The 6,004-nt window shown below is 39.8% G+C and carries 4 protein-coding genes, 2 tRNA genes and 1 pseudogene; 3 read left to right on the top strand and 4 right to left on the bottom strand.

The features are described from left to right. The first annotated feature begins 430 nt into the window (after positions 1–430). Positions 431–936: pseudogene (locus SD31_RS14175) on the top strand (RNA polymerase sigma factor). Positions 937–957: 21 nt separating this feature from the next. After that, positions 958–1,200: a cytochrome b5 domain-containing protein gene (locus SD31_RS14170; protein ID WP_039054593.1), complete on the top strand. Its 243-nt coding sequence runs from the start codon at positions 958–960 to the stop codon at positions 1,198–1,200. A 31-nt stretch (positions 1,201–1,231) separates the two neighbouring features. On the opposite strand, the gene SD31_RS14165 is transcribed toward SD31_RS14170, so the two are convergent. Continuing rightward, positions 1,232–2,149, bottom strand: coding sequence for a PfkB family carbohydrate kinase (locus SD31_RS14165; protein WP_039054592.1), 918 nt, complete (start codon positions 2,147–2,149; stop codon positions 1,232–1,234). 58 nt (positions 2,150–2,207) lie between these two features. Next, positions 2,208–2,282 (bottom strand) — tRNA-OTHER (locus SD31_RS14160). A gap of 193 nt (positions 2,283–2,475) precedes the next feature. Here SD31_RS14160 and SD31_RS14155 point away from each other — a divergent pair. After that, positions 2,476–3,753: a dicarboxylate/amino acid:cation symporter gene (locus SD31_RS14155; protein WP_039054591.1), complete on the top strand. Its 1,278-nt coding sequence runs from the start codon at positions 2,476–2,478 to the stop codon at positions 3,751–3,753. Positions 3,754–3,832: 79 nt separating this feature from the next. On the opposite strand, the gene SD31_RS14150 is transcribed toward SD31_RS14155, so the two are convergent. Further along, positions 3,833–3,906 (bottom strand) — tRNA-Asn (locus SD31_RS14150). 125 nt (positions 3,907–4,031) lie between these two features. Then, positions 4,032–5,720, bottom strand: coding sequence for an asparagine synthase B (gene asnB, locus SD31_RS14145; RefSeq protein WP_039054590.1), 1,689 nt, complete (start codon positions 5,718–5,720; stop codon positions 4,032–4,034). Positions 5,721–6,004 lie beyond the last annotated feature (284 nt).

Here is a 6,004-nt window from a genome sequence, read left to right as displayed (position 1 = left end):
TGTGGATAGGAAAGGTAAAGAAGTAGGAAAGTAGCAATATGGAAAAATCAAGCCCTTGTGAATTACCAATAAAAACAAAGACCACAGGAAAAGAAATTTTTGAGGTGTCGTCACTCATTATTGATGATGTAAAGGAAAAATTTGGCATAACACTGGAAAGAGAGGTAAACATACTATAAAAAAAGTTTTCCACAACTCTTAAAAACTTATCTTAATAAAATTTTCCAATCGCGCTTAATACCTCCATAAAGCGCGAATTTTATTATTTTTATTTATAAATAACAAAATTTTAACAATTCGCAATAATTTTTAGCACAGTCTTTGCATTGTAATTCGGGCAAGGTAGTTTGACTATCGTGAATAGACATTTTATTTCGATAAATAACTATTCATTAAAACTACTAATTCGAAAATTACAAACCGTAGTGCTATGAATAGAACAAAATTTAATGCTTTAGTAATTCAACAGGCGGACTCGTTGAGATTGTACGCTCGCAACTTTACTAAAGATTATGATGACGCAAACGATTTGGTTCAGGACACCTTGTTGAAGGCAGTAACCTATTTTAAAAATTTCAGGGAAGGAACCAATTTAAAAGGATGGCTGTACACCATCATGAAGAACACCTTCATAAACAACTATCGACGTAATACCAAATCCAACAGCTTCATCACCAAAGAGGAGGAAATTTCGCCTGTAAATTTGGTGCATTCAGCTACAAAAAACCAAGGTGAAAATAGGTTCATTATGGAGGACATCAATTCGGCGCTATCTTCGCTGGCCGAAGATTACTATACTCCTTTCACCATGTATTATGAGGCTATAAGTATCATGAAATCTCCGAACACCTCAACATTCCTATCGGAACGGTGAAAACGAGAATTCACGTAGCCCGAAAAACCATGAAAAAAACACTATCTGCCTATAAATTCTAAAGAATATGTAATTTAGGAGGTATGAACGAAGAATACCTCCCTACGTACACCCGATCTCAGCTAGCATTAAGAAATGGACAAGACAAGCCGGAAATATGGGTTTGTTATGACGGTATTATCTATGACGTGAGTGAAAGCAGGCTTTGGCGTAAAGGCATGCATTACGAACATTGGGCAGGCCAAGATCTTACAGAGGAGCTGAAAGATGCACCACATACACATAGTGTGTTCGAAAAATTCAAAAAAATAGGGAGACTGCTTTAAAGTCCTCCTATTTTTTTATCGTTATAAGAATCTATCTTGCTATTTCAAACTTTGAAAGTGCTACAAACTGCTGAATACGGTCAGCAATTTCTTCTTGCTGTAAATTCTGCAACCTTTCTGTACCGAATTTTTCGACACAGAATGATGCCATGGCCGAACCATAGATAATAGCATTTTTCATATTAGAAAAATTAATGGACTTCACTTTCGCCAGATAGCCTATAAATCCTCCGGCAAAGGTGTCACCAGCCCCCGTGGGGTCAAAGACATCAGCCAAAGGCAATGCAGGAGCCGAGAATATTTGTCCATCTCCAAATAACAAGGCGCCATGTTCACCTTTTTTGATAATCAAATAGCGGGGGCCCATAGCCAAAATCTTATCTGCTGCCCTCACCAATGAATATTCTCCTGAAAGCTGACGAGCCTCTTCGTCGTTAATAGTTAGTACGTCTACCTTTTGCAATACCTTCTTCAAATCTTCCAGTGCCACATCCATCCAGAAGTTCATCGTATCCAACACCACCAGCTTCGGTTTATTTTGAAGACGCTCCAAGGTATGAAGTTGAACTAACGGAGTAAGGTTTCCTAATAACAAGTATTCACAATCTTGGTACGATATCGGAATTTTCGGATCGAAGTCAGCCAATACGTTAAGCTCGGTAATCAAAGTGTCACGGCTGTTCATATCATTGTGATATTTACCAGACCAGAAAAACGACTTACCACCCTTTACCACTTCCACTCCTTCCACGTCGATACCTCTGGATTTGATGATGTTGATATTGTCGCCGAAATCTTCGCCAATCACACTGACCAACTTTACCTTATCATACAAATAAGACGCCGACAGCCCGGCGAAGGTAGCGGCCCCTCCAACAATCTTATCTGTCTTTCCAAATGGTGTCTCAATAGCATCAAAAGCTACCGTACCAACTATAACTAAACTCATTTTTCAATCGATTATATGGTTTTGCAAAACAAAAAAACGGCACCACCGCCGCATTTTTTGGATCCTAAAGCCGGAATCGAACCAGCGTCTTCTGAATAATATCAGATGCTCTACCCTACTGAGCTACAAAGGATTCAATCCTCCCTTATTCTCCTTCCTCATTCCTCTGGAGGTATAGCTTTTTTAGCGCGTAAAATTAATCATTTAATCACGATTACCCAAATTAAGAGACACTTAATCAAAGTCCTATTCTTTTTCCAAAACAATATACCGTTTGAATTGTAATAAATAAAATATATCTTTAACAAATTCAGCATAATTTATCAATGAAACAAAAACTAGCTCTACACTGGCAAATATTAATTGGTATTGTAGCAGGTATAGCAATAGGTATCCTATGCCTTCAGTTCAACGAAGGAAAATCGTTTGTTCTGGATTGGATAAAGCCCTTTGGAACAATCTTCATCAACCTCCTAAAATTAATAGCCATACCGCTGATCATTGTTTCCCTTATCAAGGGTATTTCGGACTTGAAAGATGTAACCCAGCTGTCCCGTATGGGTATTAAAACCTTTGCTATCTACATCACAACTACCGTCATTGCCGTATCCATCGGACTTATATTGGTTAACCTCATCCAACCGGGCTCCTTTTTAAATGAAAATACAAGGCAGGAGATGCTTTCCTCTTTTGGCGGAGAAATACAACAAAAGGTTGATCAGGTCAATGAAATACAAGAAAAAAGAGGCCCCTTACAGGTCCTTGTAGATATTGTTCCTGAAAATATTTTCAGTGCCATGTCGTCCAACAGCAATATGCTTCAAGTAATTTTCTTTAGCCTTTTGATTGGCATAGCCATGGTTTCTCTTCCTTTTTCCGAAATTGAACCACTCAAGAAGATTACTGATGCTGCCAACCTTGTAGTTTTAAAAGTGGTGGATATCATGATGCTCTTTGCACCTTACGGCGTATTTGCTCTTATAGCCACCCTTATCGTGGAATCCCCATCTACCGATATGTTTAAAGCACTCAGTATGTATGCTGTTACCGTAATCTTAGGGTTACTGATTATCGTGTATGGCATTTATAGCTCTATTATTTTCCTATTTGGAAAAAGGAATCCGCTTGATTTTTTCCGAGCCATACTACCGGCACAACTACTAGCCATCTCTACAAGCTCCAGTGCGGCCACCCTTCCCGTTACCATGGAATGTGCCGAAGAAAACCTGAAACTACGGAAAGATGTAATAAGCTTTGTCTTACCCATAGGCGCAACTATAAATATGGACGGTACCTGTCTTTATCAAGGGATAGCCGCCGTCTTCATCGCGCAGGTGATGGGCTATGATCTTACTCTTGCCCAGCAATTAAGCATAGTACTTACCGCAACATTAGCATCCATAGGAGCTGCAGCAGTACCAGGAGCAGGCATATTGATGCTGGTTATTGTCTTAGAATCTATTGGTGTAAATCCTGCAGGAATAGCATTGATCTTTGCCATAGACAGACCTTTAGACATGTTGCGCACCGCAACCAATGTAACAGGGGATGTCATGGTAGCTACGCTAATGAATGGTAATTCAGAAAAAGATATTTCTGCATGAAGATAAAACTAAGAAAGTTAACGCTTCTCTACACCATAAAAAAAGTCCGACTTTCAAATGAAAATCGGACTTTATTATGCTCCTGAAGCTGGGCTCGAACCAGCGACCCTCTGATTAACAGTCAGATGCTCTAACCAGCTGAGCTATTCAGGAGTCTTCTTGTTAGGTTTTTCTACGCCACAAAGATTAATATCTTTAAAAATATTCTTTACAAGACCTAAAAGTAAAATTCTTCGTAACACACTCAAACCTACAATCTTTATGATTATTCTTCTGTCCTATATAATCTCTATTTTTGCTTTTTCATAGCTTTCGTGGTGCACATTCGCCACAGCACGGCCTGAAGGATCATTCAAGTTTTGGAAAGAAGCATCCCACAACAAAGCTTCCGGTGTGCTACATGCTACGGACTTCACCGAAGGTACAGTCTTGGCCGCCGCCTCCGAAGGGAAATGCGACTCAAAAATCGAACGATAATAGTACTCTTCCTTGTTTTTAGGCGTATTTACAGGGAAACGCTCGGCAGCACTAGCAAATTCTTCATCCGACACCAAAGACTCTGCCTGAGCTTTTAGGGTATCTATCCAGCTGTAGCCTACCCCATCGGAAAACTGCTCCTTCTGGCGCCATACAATACTTTCAGGGAGATAATCTTCAAAAGCTTTACGAACCACCCATTTCTCCATGCGACCGTCTTTGATCATCTTATCTTCAGGATTCAGACGCATGGCCACATCAATAAACTCTTTATCCAAGAAAGGAACCCTTCCTTCCACACCCCATGCCGCCAAAGCTTTATTGGCGCGCAAACAATCGTATAGATACAGCTTTTTCAGCTTTCGTACAGTCTCCTCATGAAATTCCTTAGCATTTGGTGCCTTATGAAAATAGAGATACCCTCCAAACAATTCGTCTGACCCTTCTCCCGAAAGCACCATCTTTATGCCCATAGATTTGATGACACGTGCCAACATATACATGGGTGTAGAAGCACGTACTGTAGTGACATCATAGGTCTCCAAGTGATAAATCACATCGCGTATAGCGTCAAGACCTTCCTGTATGGTGAAGTTCACTTCATGGTGTATAGTTCCTATATGCTCGGCAGCCTTCTTAGCTGCTAACAAATCCGGAGCTCCCTTAAGTCCTACGGCAAAAGAGTGAAGCTGCGGATACCAAGCATCCTCCTTGTCGCCAGACTCGATACGCTTGGCGGCAAACTTTTTCGTTACGGCTGCCACTACCGAAGAGTCTAAGCCTCCGGACAGCAGTACGCCATAAGGCACATCAGACATCAGCTGTCTATGAACAGCAGCCTCCAAGGCTGCACGTAACTCATCAATGCTGGTATGGTTATCCTTTACGGCATCATAGGACTCCCAATCTCTTTCATACCATTTTTTAGGTGTAAGACCTTCCTTACTGTAAATATAATGGCCCGGAGGAAATTGATCCATATTAGTGCAGAATCCTTCCAAAGATTTTAGCTCTGATGCAACAAAAAATTGCCCCAAGGCATCCTTGCCGTAGTACAACGGAATGATGCCCATATGATCTCGTGCTACAAGGAAAGAATCGTTACGTGCATCGTACAATGCAAAAGCAAAAATACCGTTCAATTCTTCAATAAAATCAACGCCTTTTTCCAAGTACAAGGCAAGTATCACTTCCGAATCCGAATTTGTCGCAAAATTATATTGTGGTAATGATTTTCGCAGTTCCTGATGATTATAGATCTCTCCGTTTACAGCCAATACTACATTTCCGTCAGGGCTATATAAAGGCTGACTTCCTGACTTTGGATCCACAATGGCTAAACGTTCGTGCGCAAGAATAGCTTTTGAAGAGCTGAATATACCGGACCAGTCTGGACCACGGTGTCTGATCCTTTTTGACATTTCCAATACCTGAGGTCTAATCTTAGCCTCTTCTTGCACTAAATCAAATGCACCAATAATACCACACATAAATTATACGCTTTTTAGTTCTTCCTTTTATTATTTAACACAACAAAGTTATAGTCTTAAAAAACAAATTCATAACATTTTTTAATTTTTATTGAAATTTTAATAAAATATAAATCATTTTTATAAAAATATAACAAAACACTTAGGAAAAGCATGTGAAATATGAAATTATCAAAAACAAAAAAGGCGTCACTCTAGTGACGCCTCAAATATTTAAGAGCTCAAATCAGATTAATGATGAGCGTGCTCTTCCTCTTTTCCGCCAATTTCTTTGTACAATGCAG

Origin of the sequence: Sphingobacterium sp. T2, assembly GCF_000814685.1 — a bacterium.
In the GTDB taxonomy this organism is placed as follows: domain Bacteria; phylum Bacteroidota; class Bacteroidia; order Sphingobacteriales; family Sphingobacteriaceae; genus Sphingobacterium; species Sphingobacterium thermophilum.
Note: the sequence above shows the minus strand (reverse complement) of the source record. Positions and strands in the feature narration are given on the sequence as shown.